Here is a 20,734-nt window from a genome sequence, read left to right as displayed (position 1 = left end):
ACCACTTCGGTAATAAAGCGAAGAAGCTAGCAACGGTAGCCATCGAAAAACAGCGTGAGAATATCTTCGACGATTTTCTTGCGCTGCTCGGCACTTGGTACTGCTTGATTGGCAACCAGTTGCGGCCATAAGCAGTTCCCCTTTAATAAACACATCAACATACAGCTCATCATCGCAGGGTCGAGCGCTTTGACCTTGTTATCCGCAATAGCCTCTGTAAACCAGTTCTCCAACAACTCGTCTTGACGTTGAAGTTGATGCAAGTAGTTCTCTGCCAGTTCTGGTGTGCGCATAAATTCACTGATCACCATTTTGGCCAATGGCAAGCCGAAGTCCTCATACATGGAGTCCAGTTTTGCATGCAGATAAGCTCTAAGCTGGGTTTCGACATCAATGTCTGATGTGTATTTAAGCTGTAAACGCGCACGCTGAGTTTCGAGCACAGTTTGAATAGACTCGATAAATAGCACGTCTTTACTTTCAAAATGGCGATACAAGGTGCGCTTTGACGCCCCTGCTCGCTCGCATACTCTGTCCATATTGGCACAACTGAAACCGTGCTCAATAAATTCCTGTTGAGCCGCTTCAATCAGCGCTAAGCGTTTTTTTTCTGACAGTTTCATCGCTCTAGATTCACCAACCTCATGTAAGTGGACGCAGAGTATAGCGCACAATAATCAAAAGTATACTTTGAAGTTTACTTTTTTAATTTTAGGAGTAAGATGCGCTCGCCGAAGTTAAGATCCTAAGAAAAATATCAAAATAGAATCACTCTTAACTCACGCTGTGGCGCTTTATCTGCCAGATAAAGCTGTGATTTTTCCGTGACACAAACTCCAGAGTCGATGCCCTTATTACAAGGCCCCTGGTGTTGTTGTGATCGTCACGTTTAATGAAGTAACTTATGAAATTACGCTCCTTGCTCGTTGCCGTTTCCTGCCTACTTACTGGTGCGGCAAACGCTGATTCGATTTCTCTGCCAATCTGGAAAGATAAAGCAGAAGCACTCGGTTATGACTTACCAAAACCCTTTGGCGTCAACCTGAGCTATATGAGTATGGAACAAGGCATCAACGTCGACTCCATTTCTCTGAGTGGACTACATGGCTTAGAAAAACTATTAAAGATGGAAGCCAGCGGGGGTAAACAAGCCAGCGATGTCATGACACTTCGTGGTGACGTTTGGTTGTTCCCATTCTTAAATGTTTATGGCTTGGTGGGGACGCTAGATGGCTATTCAGAAACCAATGTAAAAGTCAGCTTGCTTGGCAAGCAGTTGGGTGAATTCCCTTTCCGTCTCGATCTCGATGGTTACACCTATGGGGGCGGTTTTGTCCTAGCGGGCGGTTATGATCAAATGTTTGCTCTTGTTGATGCCAGCTACACCCAAACGAATTTGAATGTTATCGATGGTGCCATTGATGCCATCGTAGTCTCTCCACGAGTCGGTTACGACTTCCATAAAAATGGCGTCCCTTTGCGTTTCTGGGTCGGTGCCATGTACCAAAACGTTGAGCAAGAATTATCCGGAACATTAAAACAAGCGGGCATCAACCTCTCTGGTCGCTTTGACGTTAAGCAGCGCTTGGAATCTGAGTGGAACACCCTTGCCGGCATGCAATACCAGATTAATGACGACTGGTACTTATTGGGCGAAGCTGGCTTTGGCGACCGTCAAAGTATCTTCTTCTCTCTCGATCGCCGTTTCTAAGGTAAAGAGAAGATGAAAGCTTCTTATTCCCTAGTAATTGCAGCACTGTTTTGCACACCACACGTTTTTGCTATGCAGCAAGACGAAAGCAGTTTGGTGGATGACATCCTAACCAAACTAGGCTCTAGCGAAACCGTGGATGAATCGAAGCTGATCGACTGGGGCATCTTACCGGGACCATTCGTCAATCCAGAGCAAGGATTTGGCATCGGCGTTGCCGCGGTGGGCTTGTACACCCCTTATGACTGGCAGAAAGGCGATCCGTACTCAACCGTCACCGTCACATCTTACGGTTCAACTTCTGGCTCTTACGGCTTGGGGTTAAACAACCGTACCTATTTGAAGGGTGACAAAGTACGTCTACTTGGTGAAGCGTGGATCAGCCATACTCCCGGATACTATTGGGGTATCGGCAGCCAAGCAGCCGAGAATGATAGTAATAAAGTGCAATACGAAGGCCAACGGTTGCAGCTGAGCCCAAAAATTGCCGTAGAAATTGCGCCAAATACTTACGCCAAGCTCGGCTGGCAGTGGCAATCATTCAACAAAGTAGACGGTGTAGATGGCGATATTCTTCCTTCAGAAGTTACCAATGCCACCAGCAGCGGTGTGTTACTGGGGATGGAATACGATACACGCGATTTCGAGCCGAACCCAATGCGAGGGCAGTTTCTCGATATTGAATGGATTGCCAACCGCGATTCACTAGGTAGTGATGAAGACTACGACAACCTCGTGGCCAACTATCGTCTCTATCAACAATGGTCAAAAAGTACCATCATCGCGATGGAAGTTTACTCGCAATCGATTTTTGGTGACGCCCCTTGGTTTGATTACGCCCAGTTAGGTGACGATCAACGTATGCGTGGCTACTACCAAGGGCAATATCGCGACAAACATCAACTCTCCACACAAATAGAAATCCGCCACACCATTGCTGGTCGTCATGGTGTTGTGGGTTGGTTGGGTGCAGGCAATATCGCACCGACTTATCACGACTTATTCGCAAGCAGTTGGCTACCAACTGTCGGGGTTGGTTATCGATTTGCCTTTAAGGCACGTATTAACGTGCGCGTCGATTTAGGGGTAGGTAAAGACAGCACCGGTTTTTATTTCCAAATTAATGAAGCATTCTAGGAGTAGGGTTTGAAGAAAGCAGCACTATTACTACTGAGCCTTTGTAGTGGGTTTATCCAAGCACAAGAATTGAAAGCACCGGTTGGCGTCAGGCCATGCTGTGCCTTCGGTGTAGACCTCAAAGCGCAACTAGGAAGCGTACCTGTTCCTTTCTTCTCCCTCGAGAATGTCTTATCCAGCAACGAAGTGGGTACTCACCACTATAATGATGGCAGTGAATCGGTGCCAGGCAGCCTACTTGGATTAAATGAAGAAGCGAATGGAATAATCTTTACCGAGCTTGGTGGGTTTATTGATACGGCACACGTTCGCGACACGGCCGATTACACCTACTATTTGTTTACTCTCAACCAACATTATCTCGGCCGTGCGGCACATCTGGATTTACCAGAAGAACTTCGTGTTCGCCGCATTCGTTGGTATGAACAAAAAGAAAAGCTTAGTGAAGAAGAGAAGCTCGACCGCAGCGCTCAGGCAGCAGCGCTAACGGCATTTCGTCTTGCTCAATGGCACGAGATCGCTCAGTGGTTTGGCATGGTATCGGTGAGTGGCTTTAAAGAACTGGCGTCCGCCTTCTCATCCGAAGACCTCTACTCCAACATGCTTGGTGCCAACTTAGCCAAACAAGTCCTGTTGGATAATCCCGAACTCGATCAAAAAGGCTTTTCTCAAGCCATGGACACCGCTTTTAAACAAGCCTTAAAAGAACTAAAAGCGCAACCGAAAGCCGTCGCTAAACAGAAAATTCAGCAGCTTGATGGCGATTGGTGGGACAGTTCAAGACGCCTACCGGATAAGTGGGTAGTGCGATTCCGCGATTATCATATGGCATTGAGTTTGACGCCAAACTACCCAGGCGCAAACCATCAACTTTCATTGTCTAACACCTTTGATGATCAACAAGCAATCGACCAATGGATGAGTGTCGAGTTTAGAGCAAGCGACAATGAAAAAGCGTTTTCTGCACTACCTAAGTCATTGACCTCAAAATCAATTTGGACACCCGCAGATTATCAGCAGATTTCAGATTTTGCTCGTGCCATCGACGAACAGACTCGCCCACCGCTGAAGTAACTTCGCAATCAGCAAGTGAATAAAAGATGCCTAGTTATGCACTTGGCGTCTTTTACCACATCGTTATGCATCCAGTTTTCTACCATTTGAGAATGTAAGAAATCATTTCTATCGGTTGTAAATTCGATAAATTTGTTAATCAGCAAACTTTTCAACCAGTCAAATCGTTACAATTTGGTTAATATTCTATTTTTTAAAGTGACTAACTTCACATCTATCGACCATTCAGAGGATTATTCTTTCGTATTTTCGCACTCCGCTGCTAATCTGCACGCCGCCTTGAAGTGAACTCAAGGTGCATAACTATAAGGAGTGTTCTCATGAATACCAAGAAACCGATGTCGCTCACCAGCCGCGTAATTTTGGGTATGGTAGCGGGTATCTTGACAGGATTTGCAATTCGCACACTTTTTGCCGACAACGGATTTGTCGACGCATACATTGTTAATGGATTATTCGAAGTTGGTGGACAGATCTTCGTTGCCAGCTTAAAAATGCTTGTTGTACCGCTAGTATTTGTTTCGCTAGTTTGTGGTACCAGCTCTCTAAAAGACCTATCTACATTGGGTCGCATGGGTGGTAAAACCCTTGCTTTCTACGTAGCAACGACCGCTATCGCAATCACACTTGCTCTAACCATGGGTACGCTATTCCAGCCAGGTGCTGGTGCAGACCTAACCGCAGCAAGTTCATTCAAATCAGCAGAAGCGCCATCTTTGGGTCAGGTGATCATTGATATGTTCCCGACTAACCCAATCAGCGCAATGGCAGAAGGTAAAACCCTGCAAGTTATCGTGTTCGCCGTCCTATTCGGTATCGCGATCAGTGCAGCAGGTAAGCCAGGCGAGCGTATCGCCGCATTCTTCTCTGATCTGAATGAAGTAATCATGAAATTGGTTGCGATTCTGATGAACCTAGCGCCTTACGGTGTGTTCTTCCTAATGGCGAAGCTGTTTACAGGCCTTGGTCTAAGCGCAATCTTCAACCTTGCTGAATACTTCGTTGTACTAGCAGGTACGCTATTGCTGCACGGCCTTGTAACTTACAGCCTGATGCTAAAAGGCTTCACTGGTCTAAACCCAATTACGTTCCTACGTAAGATGGAAGACGCAATCATGTTTGCTTTCTCTACAGCATCATCGAACGCGACCATTCCAGTGACAATGGAAACAGCTAAGCATCGCATGGGTGTTGAGAACCGCGTATCATCGTTCACAGTACCACTAGGTGCAACCGTGAACATGGACGGCACGGCGATCATGCAAGGTGTGGCGACAGCGTTCATCGCACAGGCATTCAACATCGACCTAACTATGGGTGACTACCTAATGGTTATCATGACGGCAACATTGGCGTCTATCGGTACCGCAGGTGTTCCTGGTGTTGGTCTAGTAATGCTAGCAATGGTATTGAACCAAGTAGGTCTGCCGCTAGAAGGTATTGCACTTATCATGGGTGTTGACCGTCTACTTGATATGATTCGTACCGCAGTTAACATCACCGGTGATAGCGCAGTGACTATCATTGTTGCTAAATCGGAAGGCGCACTGGATGAAACTCGCTTCAACGATCCAAAAGCTGGGGTCGCAGAAGAAGAAGTGCATCTGAAACGCGCGGAAGCTTAAACCCTTCCAAACTCAATTATCCTGTCTAAATGAAAGCCCCGATGGAAACATCGGGGCTTTTGTTTTATCTGCAATCAAAAGAATAGGTAATAGCCACCCTACTCCGTCATCGAACTCAGTTTTTCTCTCGCTTGTTCTTCATGCTCTTCGGTGATGGCATTGCCGACAGAATTCGCCGCTAGAGTCAGTGCTGCCATATCATCGGTAAAGCCGACACCAGCGAGTACGTCTGGCACCATATCTGTTGGTAGGACGAAGTAAGCCAACGCGCCACCTAAGATAGCCTTGTGGCGAACGGAGGTATTGGAATCTGCCATCGCGAGCCATGATTTAATGCCCATAACCGCAATCTCTTCACCTGCTTTCTTGACGGAGTTTTTCATTTTACGCCAAAAGGTTTTCTCATCTGGCGCTTGCATCGTTTGGTCTAAGACGTCATCGGACGCCGAATTTACAGACATGCTTGTGGTCATCGTGCCTCCTAAATTTATGACTGTGGCAAAGATATTAAGACGATGAACCTGAACGTAGGATTAATAGCGAGTAATGATAATGAAGAAAGGAAACAAAATGGCTAGATAAAAAAATCCCCAAACCGAAGTCCGGGGATTATTGCTTTGGATACCAAAAGGTTTTTAAACCAGAAGTCTTGGAAACCAACAGCTTTGGGAACCAAGCTTTAGAAGCAGAATGCCTTATTGAGCAATCTTCTCCAATACACGCATCAGCATTTTGATACGTGGTTCAATAGACTCAAGCAACAAGTACTCTTGGTCACTGTGGAAGCCTGCACCGATAGGCCCTAGACCATCCAAAGTTGGAACGCCTAGAATCGCCGTGTTGTTTGCATCAGAGCCGCCACCGACTTCCTTCCAATTGATGTCGATAGCCAGTTCACTTGCCGCTTCTTCAACTAGCATCATCAGGCTTTCTGTTTGTGGGCTTGGCACCATAGAAGGCTTATACGCTTCACGAACCAACTCAATGCTCACGCCATCAACGAATGGTGTTTCCAGCATGCCATTTAGCTTGCTATCGACATCATCGTATTCTTCGTTGCTCCAGAAACGCACATCCACGATCGCTTCAGCGTGCTCAGGGACGATGTTCGCACCGTTGCCGCCAGAAACAATACCGACGTTCAGAGTAGTACCAGATTCAAAGTTGGTCATTGCGTTGACTGCTAGAATCCAATTCGCCATCTCAGTGATTGCGCTGCGACCATTTTCTGGCTCGTTACCTGCGTGAGCTGCAACGCCATTAAAGGTCATTTTGTAGCGAGCCATGCCTTTGCGCGCTTTCACTAAACCGCCGTCTGCACGTGCTGCTTCTGCAACCAGTACATTCTTTGCGTTTTTCGCTACTGATTGAATCCAATCCACAGAGTCCAGAGAACCCGTTTCTTCATCTGGGTTCATGCAGATAGCGATAGACAGCTTATCCAACACCGCTTGGTCTAGATTGCGCATCGCGTATACGATGTTCAGCAAGCCAGATTTCATGTCCGAGACGCCCGGACCGTAAGCTTTCTCTGCATCTTGAGACATTGGACGAAGCTCAGCAGTACCCACAGGGAACACGGTATCCATATGACCAATCAGCATCACATCGATTTGCTCAGCTTCCGGCTTATTTCGAACTTCGAGACCGATGCCCGCTCTGCCACAGTCGATGCGTTTTACGCTCCAATCTGACATCGCTTGGTACTTCTCTTCAAATTGAGAAGCGATAAACTCGATACCATCAGTCGTGTAAGTGCCACAATCCACATTAATTAGCGGACGTAGCTCTTCTAGATATTCATTTAGAGAGAATTGCATGACTCACTCCTAGACAAACAGATTCATCACCAGCATTGCGCCAAACGCGTTCAATACTGAGATTGCAATCATAACTGGGATGTAACGACCTTCAGTACCAATTGGGCCCATGATACGACCCATGTACTGAACTTGAGAGCCCATTAGGTAGATAGCAGGCGCAAGAATCGCAATGTGCGTGCCGTTAAGGATACCTTGGTCAAACAGCGTGATAACCACACCCACTGCGCCGCCCATCGACATCCAAGCACCGATCAATACCGCTGCTGCTTCACCCGGAAGACCAAACACCGCCATGATTGGAGAAAACACAGTGCCCATCAGATCCAACGCGCCAGTGATTTGCAGCGCTTTGATGATTACGAACGCCATCAATACGTTAGGAACCGTAGAGGTAGTCGCAATCACCCAGCCTTTCTTAGCACCTTCGACGAAGATATCCGTCACCATTGGTTTTTTCGCTTTAACGTCACCCATTATGCCGTCTCCTCTTTTAGGTTCTCTGATTTGTTTTGGTCTTGCTTGTCTTCTTTACCTTCCGTCATGTTTAGGTAGATACGGAATAGGTTCGCACCGATGATCTTAAATGCGAACATCACCACAACCGCTAAACCAATAGAAGACGTTACCGCTAGAGAGCCGTCAGCCATTGTCAGCGTGAACAGCACAGCACCTGATGAGAAGAAGTTCACGATGGTTGCACCCGCAGTGAACTGGAACATGGTAAATACGTCCGTTTCACGCTTAGTTAGGTGACCTTCATCTTTTAGCTGACGCGTCATTGCCGCACCAGCATCGGTACTTTGTAGAGAAGCAATCAGAGCCAGACCAGAGTTACCAGGGATACCCATTAGAGGACGTAGAAGAGGAGTAAGAAGCTTACGAGCGGCTTCAAGTGCACCGTAGTGCTCAAGTACGTTGATCATACCTAATGCGAACATAACGGTTGGAATCAAAGTAAGTGCGAAAATGAAACCGTCACGAGCACCGCTACCGCCAGTACCGCGAAAAGAGGTAGTCGCAGCTTGTACCGCGCCATCCGCACCTTCCGTTACGCCGTAAGCCACTTTACCGAAAGAGCCATTAAGCGTTGTAAAGTCGAATACACCGTACCATTCGTTGGATTGCATCAGACCAGAAAAGAACACAACCGCAAACGCGAGTGCAATGTAACACCCGATCGTCACCTTACGTTCAGCATGAACAGGGCTTGTCATAAATTCACCTATGTATGTGGAACAGAACGCATAGATGATCCCTTGAACGACGTGCTAGAGAGATGATCAAAATCAATCCATTTACCGAACAATCATGCCACTCAATTATGAAGTTTTATTTTATGATTTGAATCACATTTAAAAGATAATAAATATTTATGACCAAGATAAGGTAGATTTATCTAACTATCAGCGAATCTCATCCATTAACAAAACAAACCAAAATTATGAACAAGTTTGTCATTAGCCACACCTTCGACGTGCTTCATGGTTTGTTGCTTATTTGAGATTTCTTGACCAAAAATTAACAAAAGTTCTGTGTAATTTATTTTAGGGTGGTTCGGTCATTACTTAGAGACTTACTCAGGGTTTGCCTTTTGCTTCGATCACAATCCTACATCGCTCGATGGACACTTGCCCTTGTGGCTTGGGTTATCGTGATCTGTTTAAGTAAAAATGCAGGCTTCTACCAATCTTGCCCTCTGATTGGCGCGCAAGTGACATCTGAGCACGCCACTGCGCAGCAACAAAAGAGCGAGAAAGGGCTGACTAAGCAGTGTGAACTGTCTGAAAAGCTGATTCAGGTTTCACAAAACCATCTCGACAGCTTCATTGTGCCCTTATTCCTATTTGCGTTCGTCTTGCTATCTATCACTAGCACCGAGCGTAATGCTTTCCGCCACCATACCGAGCCGATACCCGACAAATATCGGGTGCACCTCAAGCTATGTGTGTTTAGAGAATAAAACCCGATTGCTATTCATCCCCAAATCAATTGTTTTATTTTTTAATCACTTCGCGACAAAAACCGCGAAGAAAGAGAGTTTTAGGAAATATCATGAAATTCACATGCACACTATTAACTGTGGCTATCGCGCTGGTACCTCTATTTTCACACGCAGCAGAAAAAACATCAGAAGAGAAGTTGCAAGAAATTACTCAACTGCTGAAAGAAAACCCGCAGATCCTCGATTCACTGCATCAAAACCTGCAAGACTACGTCGCTTATCAAAAGACGTTTAACGCGACTTTGGATGAAGCGCGCGCCTATCTTAACGATGGCAAGCACTCTTACTTCGGTGCAGAGAACCCAGAGCTGACGATCATCAACGTGACCGATTACAGCTGTCCTTTCTGTAAGCGTCTTGAAGGTGAATTAGTGAAGGTAGAGAAAGAATACCCGCAGGTAAAAGTGCTGAACATGACGGTATCGTTCAAAGAACAGTACGAGAAGAACGGTTACAACTCGGCAAGTTACGCATTGAACGTATGGCAGAACCAACATGACAAGTACAAAGAAGTGCACGACTTGTTGGTGAAGAAGCCGGGTCCACATGATGCAAGTTCACTACAAAAAATCGCTAAGAAGACTGGCACAGAAGCACAGCTTGTCGACGACAAAGAAACCAAAGCGTTGTTGGATAAAAACTACGAGTACTTCACTCGCTTAGGTCTACGAGGCACACCTGCGATCATTATTAATGACCAAGTCATTCCGGGTTATGTACCTTTCGAGGAGCTTGAGAAAGTCATCGACCAAGAGCTAAAGAAATAACTATCGAAATAGATAGCTATTGAAATAGTAAGTAAACATCAAAAACAACAAAGCCCTTCCCTGAGAACTCAAGGAAGGGCTTTTTCTATCTAGACTTAAAACGAAGCTCTAACTACTTGTCACGCCCCACAAACGCCACAACGACTTTGTCATTGCCAAGCGAACGAGAGAACACGTACGCGCCTTCTTGTTCAATTACTTGATGTTGACCCGCACCAATCGCTGGATGCGCTTTCCGGAACTGACCAAGGGTTTGCCAGTGTTTGAGCAACGCTTGCTTCTCATCCGATAGCTTCCACACCATGTCAGAACGTGTGCCTTGGTGGAAATCATCCGCGTAAGGACCAATGTTACGACCAACTTCATCACCATAATAAACCTGAACAGCACCAGGGCTTAAAAGTAGTGCATTCGCGGCGTTACGCTGCATGCCGTAATCTTTGAAGCGAGAGAAGAACAGCTCCGTATCGTGAGAAGACATGTAACTCACCGGGTTGAAGTCTTTCTCATTGGCGATAGTATCTGCGTAACTTTGGTAGGTGTCTGCCATTTGGCTGAAACACGCCGCGCCTTTGTCTAACTTCTTCTGCATGTCGAAGTTAATCAACGCGTCAAAGCCATCGTCAAAGTAAGGGCTGCGATAAGCGGTATGTCCCCATACTTCACCCATCATCCAGAATGGCTGACCTGACTTGCCGTTCTCTTTACGCCACTGCTCAAGACTGCTTGATGCCTCTTCTTTCAAGCGTTTCCACACATCGCCTTCAACGTGCTTCACCGTATCGACACGGTAGCCATCAATACCAAAGCGCTTCACCCAATCAGTTTGCCACTCAATCAAGTAATCCGAGACGGTGTAATTGTCACGCGCCTCTACGCGAGTACCAGGGTTATCCAATAGCCACTGCGCAGGCTTCACGGCTTTGTCTGATTCGGTAATAAAATCAGGCAAACCCGCCAATGACATAGTGATATCACTGCTGCCCGGAGCTGGGTATCCCGGTAGACCTGTTCTTACCCAGTCACCGCCCCACCATTTCGCCCAGTTTGGACTCTGGTAATCAATATTCTGGTGGTAGCTATGCCAGTTTTCGCCCGCTTTTGGTTGCCAGTCGCCCCACTTCTTCGGTAAATCAGCGTTTGGTTTTAACACCTCAATACCGTCAAATTGCAAATCGGCTAACGTTGAGTAACCGGTGTGGTTGATTACCGCGTCCATCAAGACTTTAAGGCCACGTTTGTGTGCCTCTTCCACCAGCTTTTTCAGATCATCTTCGTTACCGAAGTTCTCATCAATCTTTGTGAAATCACGCGTCCAGTAACCGTGGTAAGCATAGAATGGGAATGAGCCGCTATCGCCGCCGCCAACAAAGCCGTGTACTTGCTCAACGATTGGCGATAACCAAATCGCATCTGTACCTAGGCTCTTGATGTAATCTAGCTTTTCGATCACGCCTTTTAGGTCACCACCGTGAAAGGTGCCGATCTCTTCTTTGCCATCTTTCTTGCGACCATAGCTGTTGTCGTTGCTGGTATCGGCATTGTTGAAACGGTCGACCATCACGAAGTAAATGTTGGCATTACGGTAATCAAACGGTACTGCTTCTTTGGTTTTCTTCACTGGCTCTAGTAGCACCAAACCGCCTGAGTCTTTGCTTGGCGTCAGCGATACTTGCTGATCTTTTACTTCAACCAGTTGCCCAGAGTAAGCATCACGCAACTTGGTGCCATCGGGGAAACTGTCACCTAACGCAATGGTGACTTCGCCGCCTTGGTAAACCTCACATTGCACTTGTGGGATTGGGCGTTTGAATTCTGTCTTCGCGGCTTTCTTAGGTTCACGCTTGAAGCGCAGTGTTTTCGCTTCCGCATCAAAAGCAAAAGAGTAATCGCCAGTAAAGCGGATTTTTAACGGCAGTTCTGTTGGTTTTCCGCAGTTCAGCGCGATAGGTTTGTTGAATTTGACCTTCTGACCATCAGGCGCGACACAGTCGCCTTCAACACCCGTGATTTTGAGCGTATAGCCATCTTTGGTTAAGGGCACAACCAAAGGCTGCTCTGCACTTAACGGAAAGTCACGGCTGTTGGTCGTGGTAGAGATGGTAATGTTTGGCTCGGCGATGGCACTTGCCGATGCAAGCAATAAGGTAGTCGTAATCAGATTCAGTTTCATCGTTCAGTCCATTGGTTGCGCATAGGCGCAGTATTCGTGTTGTAGTTTTATTCACACTAATAGTAAATGGATGAAAAACTGAGCACATCATTCTGAAAGGCTACGCCCTAAAGCTTGTGACGCTTCACATTTTGCTTTTATTGGGGCGTAGTTCTATTTATAAGCAAGGTAAAAGGGAGTTTAAAGCTGAACGCTACCAAGGTTGCGCATTTGTCTCATCGCCCAATTGACGCGGCTGATGGTGTAAGAAGTCTGAGGATAGACTTTGATGCGATACGGATTTGGCAGCACCACCGCAAGCCTTGCTGCTTGGCGCGTCGAAAGTTGTTTAGCAGGAATACCAAAATAGTTTTGCGCAGCGGCTTCCGCGCCATAAATACCCGGGCCAAACTCCACCACATTCAAATACACTTCGAGAATGCGTTCTTTACTCCACATTGCTTCCATCAGCAGAGCAAAATAAAGCTCATACGCTTTGCGCACATAAGAGTGTGAAGGAAACAGAAACACGTTCTTTGCAGTTTGCTGAGTAATCGTGCTCGCACCGCGAGAAGGGCCGTTCTCGCCAGACTCTGAGATCACTTTAAACAAGGAATCAAAATCCACTCCGTAATGGGTCGGGAACTTTTGATCTTCTGTCGCAATCACGGCCAATTGAATGTGCTTAGAAATGTCACTCAAAGGCATCCATTCATTTTGACTCTCTTCAGGGAATCCCTCAGGAGGAGAAATCATGCGGCTGATCTTCCATCCCCAAATTGGTGGATCGATGAATTTCACTATGCCAACGAGCATCACTGGTAAAAGCAAAAGCACCAATAAGATATTGAACAGAAGGGATTTAATCTTTCTCAAAGTCCGACCTAGCTTGATTTCATAAAACAATATGATGCAAGTATAGAGTATGCAGTCTGTTTATCGTTAGTGAAAACTTGGTCAAAAAAAGCCCGATTTACATTGTAAAGCGGGCTTGGGATTGATTATGTGTTTTGGCTAGTTACGTTTGTTTTGCGAACTCAACTTACTTTGCCAGTTTGTAGAATACGGTTGATAGTGGCGGTAAACGCAACTCAAGAGACTGAGGCAGCGATTCGCTTTCTACTTCTTCTGTTTCTACGCTGGTTAGCACTTCAAAATCGCTGCCATCGTATTTCACATCATCAGTATTCAACAGAAGCTCGTATTTACCTTCCATTGGAACACCTAAACGGAAACGCTCATGCGGCACTGGTGTGAAGTTACTGATCACCAATACACGCTCGCCGTTTTGGCTAATACGTTCATGTGCAAGAATGCTCAAATCGGCTTCGTCTTGAAGGCGCCATTCAAAACCTGCTGGGATACAATCTTGATCGTGCATCGCCGCTTCGTTGCGGTACAAGTGGTTTAAGTCACGAATCAATGCTTGCACGCCTTGGTGACGACCAAACTCCAGCAAGAACCATTGTAGCTGGTCATCGTGGTTCCATTCTGCGGTCTGACCAAGCTCTGCACCCATGAAGTTTAGCTTCTTACCCGGTTGACCGTACATGTAACCGAAGTAAGCACGTAGGTTCGCCGTTTGTTGCCACTCATCACCCGGCATCTTGTTGTGGATAGAGCCTTTGCCGTAGACCACTTCATCATGAGAAAGCGACAATACATAGTTTTCGCTGTGTGCGTAAACAAGCGGGAACGTGATGGTATTGTGGTGGTATTTGCGGTGAATAGGATCTTCTTGGATGTAAGAAAGACTGTCGTGCATCCAACCCATGTTCCACTTAAAGCCGAAGCCTAAACCGCCCATAAAGGTCGGTGCAGATACACCTGGGAATGCGGTTGATTCTTCTGCAATGGTCATTGCATTCGGGAAGTGTTTGTACACTTCTTCGTTCATCCACTTCAGTGTTGCGATCGCATCATAGTTCTCGTTGCCACCATCTGCGTTCGGGATCCACTGATCATGGCTGCGTGAGTAATCTAGGTAAAGCATCGACGCAACAGCATCAACACGGATACCATCAATATGGAATTGCTCGAACCAGTACAGCGCGTTAGACACTAGGAAACGACGTACATGTTCACGACCTAGATCGTAGATGTAAGAGTTCCAATCTTGGTGCCAACCACGGCGAGGATCTGGATCGTGGAACAGTGGCGTACCATCAAAATTCGCTAAGCCATGATCATCCGATGGGAAGTGTGCAGGTACCCAATCCAGTACCACGCCCAAGCCAGCTTGGTGACATGCATCAACAAAGAACTTGAAATCATCCGGCGAGCCATAGCGGCTGGTCGGCGCAAACAAGCCAACAGGTTGGTAACCCCAAGAGCCAAAGAACGGGTGTTCTGAAACTGGCATCAACTCAACGTGGGTGTAGCCCATGTCTACAAGGTAAGGTACTAATTCAGCGGCCAGTTCACGGTAGTTTAGGAAGTCGCCCTCTTCGTTGCGTTTCCAAGAGCCCGCGTGCAGTTCGTAGAAAGACAACGCTTCATCACGTTTCTGCGTCACTGGACGGTTTTGCCATTTTGCATCTTGCCATTGGTAACGGTTGTGATCGTAAGTGATCGATGCGAAAGATGGGTATTGCTCTGAGTAGAAGCCCCAAGGGTCTTGTTTATGAGGAAGCCCTTCCCCATTCGGACCTTTGAGTTCAAATTTGTATTGTACGCCCTCTTCCAAACCAGGAATGAACAAGCCCCAGATACCGTAGTCTAGGCGTTGCATTGGATGACGACGGCCATCCCACTGGTTAAAGCTACCCACTAGGCTGATAGCTGATGCATGAGGTGCGTAAACAAGGAAGCGCACACCAGAGATATTTTCGCCACCGCGCTCGATGGTCACAAATTGTGAACCCATGTAGCGGTACATGTCTTTTGGTGTATGTAGGTGTTCGTATTCTTGGTAGATGTTGTGGTATTGGTAAGGGTCGTCGATGAGCTGTTCTACACCATTCCAGTCGACTGCAAGTTGGTAATGCGTTAGATGCAAGTCGCGCTTGTCTTTTAAGATGAAGCCGCTTTCATCTTCACGCTCTAGCTCAATTCGAGGTTCGCCGCTGATAACCAATTCAACTTTGTCTGCACCCGGCATCCAAACACGTAACGATCCTTCGCCGTCAGCAATGAATGGACCAAGTGACGCAAACGGGTCTGAGTAAGCCGCCTCAGCTAGTAATTCGTAGGCGCGTTCGTATTTTTTCTTTACCTTGGTTTTCAAATCTTTCTCCCTAGCACCGATATTCTCCTTATGGTTTTTGAACATCGGATTTCCTCAGCCAAACGTTGTGAATTCACACAATTATAAAAGACCCAATCCTATTCAAACATTGAATAAAACGGCGTCAAAAAACAAAAATGCCCGCTATTGTTGCGGGCATAATAACGGTACTTCATCCTAACGGATTGTGCCGATTTAATGAGTGACCTAGGCTGTACTTTCGTACCTTGGCGCAATTAAATTCGCGAATTCCTACATCACTCATTCCACCTTATTTGCTCGCTTTCGCGCGCACTTCAGTGAGGCGCTTAGAAATACGGTTTACGTCTTCGCGGCTGAAGATTTCATCTAGGTTCATCGACAGTTTACGACGCCAGTTTGGATACTCATCTACCGTTCCAGGAATGTTGACCGGTTGGTCCATTTCTAGCCAGTCTTCAAGCTGAACACTCAGTAGTGCTGAGTCACCCGCAGCAACGTGCAATTGAAGCGCTTCGCTTAGGTGGCAATCCATTGGAACGTACTGTGCGTCATGGCCGATGCCTTCTGGTAGGTAACCGTGCCAACGAACGCTGTCTAGGATGCCTTGCTTACACTTCAGGCGGTCATCAAACAGACCTTCTAATTGTTGCTCGTCTGGGTATAGACCAATCTCACGACCCATCTTCAAATCATCACAGTGCCAGAAGCCACGTAGTGTTGGCATATCGTGCGTACACAGTGCCGCCATAGACTGCTCAGCGTAGTGCTTCGGAGAAATAAAGCCGCCGTCGTCTTTTGATGTTTCGAAGAAGAACACTTTGTATGAGTGAACGCCTGCGTCACGTAGGATATCTACGATTTCATCAGGCACAGTACCCAAGTCTTCACCGATTACAGAACATTGATGACGATGAGATTCTAGCGCTAGGATTGCTAGCATGTCTTCAACTGGGTAGTACAGGTAAGCACCTTCTGTCGCTTTCTCGCCTTTTGGAATCCACCATAGACGAAGTAGACCAAGAACGTGGTCAATACGCAGCGCACCACAGTGTTTCATGTTTGCACGCAGTAGCTTGATGTACGCATCGTAGCCTGTTGCTTCCAACACTTGTGGGTTTAGCGGTGGTAGACCCCAGTTTTGGCCTAGTGGACCAAGCACATCTGGTGGCGCACCAATGCTTGCATCCAATACTAGCGCACCGTCATCAGCCCAAGTCTCGCTGCCTGAATCTGCAACACCTACAGCAAGGTCGCGGTACAGACCAACTGTCATGCCTTTTTCTTCAGCTAGCGCTTGCGCCTCTTTGATTTGATCGTCTGCGATCCACTGTAGGTACATGTAAAGATGAACGCGGTCTGCGTTGTCTTTGATGTATTTCTGAGTGGCTGCAGAGTCGAACGTGCGGAATTTCTCAGGGAATACCGGCCAGCCCCAGACGCTTGAATCTTCAGCGTGCAATTCACCATGTAGCGCATCAAATGCTGCTTGGTGAAGTAGGCTCTCGCCGCCAATTTCTACGAACTCTAGGAACGCACGAGCACGGTCTGTGTTCTTGTCTAGATGACGCGCTTTAAACTCGCTAAATAGCAGCGGAAGAATGCTCATCTTAAGCTCAGACACTTCGGTGTAGTTCACCCAGTGTGATTCACGTGCTTTTTGTAGACGTTGCTGGAATTCAGCGCTGCCAACACGTTGCTGTGCTTCTGCACTTAGTGCGAACTCAGGCACAGAGCTTACGTCGATGTACATGATGTTCAACCAACGACGAGAAGACGGGCTGTATGGGCTCGCACCTTCTGGGTTCGCTGGGAACAATGAATGAATCGGGTTCAAACCAATGAAGTCACCGCCACGAGATGCGATGTCACTCACCAACTGCTTCAGATCACCGAAGTCACCGATACCCCAGTTGTGCTGAGTACGCAGTGTGTAAAGCTGGATGCTTGGGCCCCATAGCTTTTTGTGTTGGTTTAGGTCTTCTTGTTTGAAACACGCTTTAGGTGTGATGATCAGCGACATTTCGTAAGGGGTCTTGCGACGCTTACGGCTGATGATCAGTTTGTGGTAACCCCATGCCAAGTTCTTTGGCAATGCAAACACTAGAGGGCCACCCTCAGCTCGTTCATCACGAACAATTTGCGACTGAAGATAGCCTTCAAGTACCTCTCCTTGTTCTGTTTCTAAACGCCAGCTAAATTCGCTCTCGCGAGCACTCGTACCTAGGTTTAGTTCCACTTCGACTGGTTCGCCGTCGCGTAAAACAAGAACAGGGGCTAGTACGTCTTTCTTATGTTTTTTCTCAGCAGAAGCCAATAGCTTCTCATCGCTGCTAGTATCGTAGCCAAGTGAAGTGAGCAAGCGGCGCAGTGTTTCTTCAGAAACTTTTGCCTCGTCTCCCCACGCGCTGACGTAGCTATCAGCTAATCGCGCCATGTCTGCGACTTTCTTTAGTGCTGTTTGTTCTTTCATCGCTTTCTCCGAAGGTAATACCAACACCTTCCATGTAGGGTTTTATTGTTATCAATAACTAATCTTTGAAAATGACCAAAGGTAGCGCTCGGCTACCTTGGTCTTAACTGGGTTCTATTAGCGTTTCACCGCTTCAAGTTTCCAGATGTTGTTCACGTAGTCGCGGATAGAGCGGTCTGATGTGAACTTACCAACTAGGGCAGTGTTAAGAATCGCTTTCTTAGCCCAGCCTGCTTGGTCTTTGTATTGTTTGCCCATTTCTTCATGCGCTTTCACGTAAGATGCGAAGTCAGCAAGACATAGGTATGGGTCACCGCCATCTAGTAGGCTATCGAATGTAGCGCGTAGTAGGCCTGGCTGACCTGGCGTAAACTCTTCACCTGTTAGTAGGTCTAGAGACGCTTTCAGTAGGTGATCGGCGTTGTAGTAGTCGTAAGGGTTGTAGCCAGCTGCTTTAACCGCTTTCACGCCTTCAACATCAAGGCCGAAGATGTAGATGTTCTCGTCGCCCACTTCTTCACGAATCTCAACGTTAGCACCATCCATCGTACCGATAGTTAGGGCACCGTTAAGAGCCATCTTCATGTTACCTGTACCAGATGCTTCTTTACCCGCTAGCGAGATTTGTTGTGAAACATCTGCTGCAGGGATGATGATCTCAGCCATGCTCACGCGGTAGTCAGGGATGAATACCACTTTCAGTTTGTTACCGATGCGAGGATCGTTGTTGATCTTCTCTGCAACCTTGTTCACTGCGAACATAATTTCTTTCGCTAGGTGGTAGCCCGGTGCTGCTTTCGCTGCGAAGAAACATACGCGTGGCTCACACTCGAAACCAGGTTCGTTCAGGATGCGGTGGTATAGAGACAGAATGTGTAGCAGATCTAGGTGCTGACGCTTGTACTCGTGTAGACGCTTGATTTGAACGTCGAAGATAGCGTTTGTATCTAGCTCGATACCCATGTTATCTAGAACCCAATCAGCAAGACGCTGTTTGTTTTCTTTCTTAACAGCCATGAATTCTTTTTGGAATTTCGCGTCTGTTGCGTATTTAGCGATGCCTTCTAGCTGCTCTAGTTTCGCAGGCCATTCTGGACCTACTTTCTCAGTGATTAGCTTAGAAAGACCTGGGTTACAGAACTTCAACCAACGACGAGGTGTGATACCGTTCGTTACGTTGTGTAGACGAGTTGGGTACATCTCGTGGAACTCTGGGAATAGGTCTTTCTTAACCAATTCAGAGTGAAGTGCTGCTACGCCGTTTACTGCGTAAGAACCGATTACACATAGGTTAGCCATGCGAACCATGCGGTTGAAACCTTCTTGGATGATAGAAAGCTTCGCTTGCTTCTCACCGTCACCAGGCCACATCTTACGAACTTCTTGTAGGAAGCGGTGGTTGATTTCAAAAATGATTTCCATGTGACGTGGAAGTAGACGCTGGATTAGCGACTCTGGCCATGTCTCTAGTGCTTCAGGAAGTAGCGTGTGGTTAGTGTACGCGAATGTCTGAGAACTGATTTCCCAAGCCGCTTCCCAAGTAAGACCTTTTTCGTCCACTAGGATGCGCATTAGCTCAGGGATAGCAATTGTTGGGTGCGTATCGTTAAGCTGGATAGTCTCTTGCTTTGGTAGATCCGCTAGCGAGTAACCTGCTGCTTCGTGGCGACGTAGGATGTCGCGTACAGATGCTGCTGAGTGGAAGTACTGTTGCATTAGACGCAGTGTTTTACCTTTCTCGTGGTTATCGTTCGGGTAAAGCACTTTAGTGATGTTACCTGCGTCGATCAGCGCGTGCTGAGCTTCGAAGTAGTCACCGTTGTTAAAGCTTTCTAGTGAGAATGGTGCGATTGCCTGACATTCCCAAAGACGTAGAGGGTAAACCGTGTCTGATTCGTAACCTACGATAGGTAAATCCCAAGGCATTGCTTTTACAGACATGCCAGGAACCCATTTACGAACTTCTTTACCGTTCTCGTTTACCACTTCAACGTGACCGTAGAAGCCGATTTCTTGCGCAAGCTCAGGGCGAGCTACTTCCCAAGGGTAACCTTCAACACCACGCCATGCGTCTGGTGCTTCTTGTTGACGGCCGTCTTTGAACGACTGCTTAAATAGACCGTATTCGTAATGCAGGCCGTAACCTACAGTTGGGAATTCTTGAGCCGCACATGAATCCATGAAACATGCTGCTAGACGACCTAGACCACCGTTACCCAATGATGGGTCGCGTTCTTCTTCTAGAAGGTCTGTTAGGTTGTGACCTAGCTCAGCCATAGCTTCAGTGATCTCTTCGTAAAGACCCATGCTGATTAGGTTGTTACCAGTCAAACGACCGATAAGGAATTCTAGTGAAAGGTAGTTAACGCTTTTCGCTTCTTGGATGCGAGCGTCTGCTTCAGTAGCAAGCAAATCACACGTTGTAAACTCAGCTAAAGCGCGACCCATTGCTAGGTACCATGCGCGGCTGTCTGCATTTTCAACCGTGTGAGCGTAAGTAACAGATAGGTGTTTCTTTACGCTTTCTTGGAACGACTTCTTGTCAAATTGTTTCTGTTGAGTAGGTTTCATTAAGAAATTCTCACGTCTTTTAGTAATTCATCTGCCATACATCGTGCATTTCCCTCTGTGAATAAACATCCTCCCATTTATCCTCCCTAGAAGGAGGAGGGGGTAGGGCGTAGAGGGCGTAAGGTTGCAAACTTAGTGATCCAAATCGCAACACAGCAGCCTATAACCCTATTCTTAGTGATTCGGATCACAGC

Annotated in this window: 16 protein-coding genes; 6 read left to right on the top strand and 10 right to left on the bottom strand. The window is 46.9% G+C overall.

The genetic code is table 11. The annotated features are described in order from the left end of the window. Positions 1 to 26: 26 nt before the first annotated feature. Positions 27 to 623: a TetR/AcrR family transcriptional regulator gene (locus tag ACLIIY_RS20915; protein ID WP_199436275.1), complete on the bottom strand. Its 597-nt coding sequence runs from the start codon at positions 621 to 623 to the stop codon at positions 27 to 29. Between the two features lie 281 nt (positions 624 to 904). Here ACLIIY_RS20915 and ACLIIY_RS20910 point away from each other — a divergent pair, with 281 nt between their 5' ends. The 4 genes from ACLIIY_RS20910 to ACLIIY_RS20895 all read left to right on the top strand — a co-directional run bounded on the left by ACLIIY_RS20910 (position 905) and on the right by ACLIIY_RS20895 (position 5,547). After that, positions 905 to 1,711, top strand: coding sequence for a TonB-dependent receptor (locus tag ACLIIY_RS20910; RefSeq protein ID WP_199481891.1), 807 nt, complete (start codon positions 905 to 907; stop codon positions 1,709 to 1,711). Positions 1,712 to 1,723: 12 nt separating this feature from the next. Beyond that, positions 1,724 to 2,848, top strand: coding sequence for a BamA/TamA family outer membrane protein (locus ACLIIY_RS20905; RefSeq protein ID WP_434529299.1), 1,125 nt, complete (start codon positions 1,724 to 1,726; stop codon positions 2,846 to 2,848). 9 nt (positions 2,849 to 2,857) lie between these two features. Next, complete coding sequence (locus ACLIIY_RS20900) at positions 2,858 to 3,922, top strand: DUF4056 domain-containing protein (RefSeq protein WP_434529298.1); 1,065 nt, start codon at positions 2,858 to 2,860, stop codon at positions 3,920 to 3,922. Positions 3,923 to 4,242: 320 nt separating this feature from the next. Continuing rightward, positions 4,243 to 5,547 carry a dicarboxylate/amino acid:cation symporter gene (locus ACLIIY_RS20895; protein WP_005437888.1) on the top strand — a complete coding sequence of 435 codons (1,305 nt, stop codon included), beginning with the start codon at positions 4,243 to 4,245 and terminating at the stop codon, positions 5,545 to 5,547. Positions 5,548 to 5,645: 98 nt separating this feature from the next. On the opposite strand, the gene ACLIIY_RS20890 is transcribed toward ACLIIY_RS20895, so the two are convergent. The 4 genes from ACLIIY_RS20890 to ACLIIY_RS20875 form a co-directional block, all read right to left on the bottom strand. Beyond that, the gene (locus ACLIIY_RS20890; protein WP_434529297.1) at positions 5,646 to 6,020 is read right to left on the bottom strand and encodes a YkvA family protein; all 375 of its coding nucleotides are present in this window, start codon (positions 6,018 to 6,020) and stop codon (positions 5,646 to 5,648) included. Positions 6,021 to 6,242: 222 nt separating this feature from the next. Then, positions 6,243 to 7,367 carry a M20 family metallopeptidase gene (locus ACLIIY_RS20885; RefSeq protein ID WP_434529296.1) on the bottom strand — a complete coding sequence of 375 codons (1,125 nt, stop codon included), beginning with the start codon at positions 7,365 to 7,367 and terminating at the stop codon, positions 6,243 to 6,245. Positions 7,368 to 7,376: 9 nt separating this feature from the next. Further along, entirely contained in the window at positions 7,377 to 7,844 is a 468-nt protein-coding gene (locus tag ACLIIY_RS20880; RefSeq protein WP_005374849.1) for a YjiG family protein, read from the bottom strand. Continuing rightward, on the bottom strand, positions 7,844 to 8,584 hold the full coding sequence (locus ACLIIY_RS20875) for a nucleoside recognition domain-containing protein (RefSeq protein WP_005437881.1): 741 nt from the start codon (positions 8,582 to 8,584) through the stop codon (positions 7,844 to 7,846). Before ACLIIY_RS20875 ends, ACLIIY_RS20880 begins: the two co-directional genes overlap by 1 nt. Positions 8,585 to 9,006: 422 nt before the next feature. Here ACLIIY_RS20875 and ACLIIY_RS20870 point away from each other — a divergent pair, with 422 nt between their 5' ends. After that, positions 9,007 to 9,330: a hypothetical protein gene (locus tag ACLIIY_RS20870; RefSeq protein ID WP_078610023.1), complete on the top strand. Its 324-nt coding sequence runs from the start codon at positions 9,007 to 9,009 to the stop codon at positions 9,328 to 9,330. 92 nt (positions 9,331 to 9,422) lie between these two features. Further along, positions 9,423 to 10,139, top strand: coding sequence for a DsbA family protein (locus ACLIIY_RS20865; protein ID WP_434529295.1), 717 nt, complete (start codon positions 9,423 to 9,425; stop codon positions 10,137 to 10,139). 112 nt (positions 10,140 to 10,251) lie between these two features. On the opposite strand, the gene ACLIIY_RS20860 is transcribed toward ACLIIY_RS20865, so the two are convergent. The 5 genes from ACLIIY_RS20860 to ACLIIY_RS20840 all read right to left on the bottom strand — a co-directional run bounded on the left by ACLIIY_RS20860 (position 10,252) and on the right by ACLIIY_RS20840 (position 20,540). Next, positions 10,252 to 12,312 carry an alpha-amylase gene (locus tag ACLIIY_RS20860; RefSeq protein WP_434529294.1) on the bottom strand — a complete coding sequence of 687 codons (2,061 nt, stop codon included), beginning with the start codon at positions 12,310 to 12,312 and terminating at the stop codon, positions 10,252 to 10,254. 180 nt (positions 12,313 to 12,492) lie between these two features. Then, the gene (gene mtgA / locus ACLIIY_RS20855) at positions 12,493 to 13,107 is read right to left on the bottom strand and encodes a monofunctional biosynthetic peptidoglycan transglycosylase (RefSeq protein ID WP_434529510.1); all 615 of its coding nucleotides are present in this window, start codon (positions 13,105 to 13,107) and stop codon (positions 12,493 to 12,495) included. 226 nt (positions 13,108 to 13,333) lie between these two features. Continuing rightward, the gene (glgB, locus tag ACLIIY_RS20850) at positions 13,334 to 15,562 is read right to left on the bottom strand and encodes a 1,4-alpha-glucan branching protein GlgB (protein WP_434529293.1); all 2,229 of its coding nucleotides are present in this window, start codon (positions 15,560 to 15,562) and stop codon (positions 13,334 to 13,336) included. A gap of 226 nt (positions 15,563 to 15,788) precedes the next feature. After that, positions 15,789 to 17,969, bottom strand: coding sequence for a 4-alpha-glucanotransferase (malQ, locus tag ACLIIY_RS20845; protein ID WP_434529292.1), 2,181 nt, complete (start codon positions 17,967 to 17,969; stop codon positions 15,789 to 15,791). A 117-nt stretch (positions 17,970 to 18,086) separates the two neighbouring features. Next, positions 18,087 to 20,540 (bottom strand): glycogen/starch/alpha-glucan phosphorylase, encoded by a 2,454-nt coding sequence (locus ACLIIY_RS20840; RefSeq protein ID WP_009706505.1) that lies wholly within the window; start codon positions 20,538 to 20,540, stop codon positions 18,087 to 18,089. Positions 20,541 to 20,734: the final 194 nt, after the last annotated feature.

The sequence above is a fragment of the Vibrio sp. K4 genome, assembly GCF_051122595.1.
Classification (GTDB): domain Bacteria; phylum Pseudomonadota; class Gammaproteobacteria; order Enterobacterales; family Vibrionaceae; genus Vibrio; species Vibrio owensii.
Note: the sequence above shows the minus strand (reverse complement) of the source record. Positions and strands in the feature narration are given on the sequence as shown.

Coding starts and splice junctions, on each gene's coding strand:
- ACLIIY_RS20915 (WP_199436275.1), bottom strand. CDS start 623: ATGAAACTGTCAGAAAAAAAACGCTTAGCGCTGATTGAAGCGGCTCAA.
- ACLIIY_RS20910 (WP_199481891.1), top strand. CDS start 905: ATGAAATTACGCTCCTTGCTCGTTGCCGTTTCCTGCCTACTTACTGGT.
- ACLIIY_RS20905 (WP_434529299.1), top strand. CDS start 1,724: ATGAAAGCTTCTTATTCCCTAGTAATTGCAGCACTGTTTTGCACACCA.
- ACLIIY_RS20895 (WP_005437888.1), top strand. CDS start 4,243: ATGAATACCAAGAAACCGATGTCGCTCACCAGCCGCGTAATTTTGGGT.
- ACLIIY_RS20890 (WP_434529297.1), bottom strand. CDS start 6,020: ATGACCACAAGCATGTCTGTAAATTCGGCGTCCGATGACGTCTTAGAC.
- ACLIIY_RS20885 (WP_434529296.1), bottom strand. CDS start 7,367: ATGCAATTCTCTCTAAATGAATATCTAGAAGAGCTACGTCCGCTAATT.
- ACLIIY_RS20880 (WP_005374849.1), bottom strand. CDS start 7,844: ATGGGTGACGTTAAAGCGAAAAAACCAATGGTGACGGATATCTTCGTC.
- ACLIIY_RS20875 (WP_005437881.1), bottom strand. CDS start 8,584: ATGACAAGCCCTGTTCATGCTGAACGTAAGGTGACGATCGGGTGTTAC.
- ACLIIY_RS20865 (WP_434529295.1), top strand. CDS start 9,423: ATGAAATTCACATGCACACTATTAACTGTGGCTATCGCGCTGGTACCT.
- ACLIIY_RS20860 (WP_434529294.1), bottom strand. CDS start 12,312: ATGAAACTGAATCTGATTACGACTACCTTATTGCTTGCATCGGCAAGT.
- mtgA (WP_434529510.1), bottom strand. CDS start 13,107: ATGCTCGTTGGCATAGTGAAATTCATCGATCCACCAATTTGGGGATGG.
- glgB (WP_434529293.1), bottom strand. CDS start 15,562: ATGTTCAAAAACCATAAGGAGAATATCGGTGCTAGGGAGAAAGATTTG.
- malQ (WP_434529292.1), bottom strand. CDS start 17,969: ATGAAAGAACAAACAGCACTAAAGAAAGTCGCAGACATGGCGCGATTA.
- ACLIIY_RS20840 (WP_009706505.1), bottom strand. CDS start 20,540: ATGAAACCTACTCAACAGAAACAATTTGACAAGAAGTCGTTCCAAGAA.